General features: G+C 64.8%; 2 pseudogenes. One reads left to right on the top strand and one right to left on the bottom strand.

What is annotated here, in order from left to right:
- Nucleotides 1–196, bottom strand: a pseudogene (locus tag MOV74_RS39735) (hypothetical protein); the annotation flags it as partial.
- A 248-nt stretch (nt 197–444) separates the two neighbouring features.
- Here MOV74_RS39735 and MOV74_RS39730 point away from each other — a divergent pair.
- Nucleotides 445–667 (top strand): annotated as a pseudogene (locus tag MOV74_RS39730) (hypothetical protein); the annotation flags it as partial.

The following is a 667-nucleotide window of genomic DNA, read 5'->3' as shown; positions in this document are numbered from 1 at the left end:
CGAGCCGTGCCCGCGGAAAGGCCAGCGCGAAGAGCAGCGCGGGAAAGCTTGCGGCAAGGTCCGCAAGGCGCGAGTGCCGCAAGGCCAGGGCGCGCACCGCGCCCTGGAAGCGCGGATGATAGCGCCGAAGCCTGCGTTCGAGCAGGTCGGAACGCCCGGCCACCTGACGGGGGGCCAGCAGAAGATTGGATGTCATGACAATAGAGTCTCGATCGCGGGCCAACGGGCCGCGGCAGATTCGATTTGATATGGGTCTTGAGATTTCACCCGGGAATCGATCCCGGGGGGACGCATCAAATATCGTGCGTCGAACCCGGGAAGCGTGCTGTCGTAGACATGGTCGCCTCCAAAACGAATTGCGCGCATCCAATAACTCGGCATCGGCCGGATTGCAACCCGAGACTGCATTGCATTGCGGCGGCCTCGCAACAGCGGCGCAGCAATATGCATGATGCGTCGGCATCGGTGGAGGTGGTCGTTGCTGCCGGAATCTGCCTCAATGCGAATTCAGCGCGGAGGAGTTTTGGCATGAGCGGCTTGGTGATCTCTGGCGGCCGGGTGGTGGATCCCGCGAGCGGGATGGACGCTATCGGCGACGTCGCGGTGGTGGATGGCAGGATCGCCGCGGTCGGCGCCGCGCTCGGCGGTGCCGAGCGGGTGATCGACG

The sequence above is a fragment of the Bradyrhizobium sp. SHOUNA76 genome (assembly GCF_023006445.1).
Taxonomy (GTDB): Bacteria; Pseudomonadota; Alphaproteobacteria; order Rhizobiales; family Xanthobacteraceae; genus Bradyrhizobium.
Note: the sequence above shows the minus strand (reverse complement) of the source record. Positions and strands in the feature narration are given on the sequence as shown.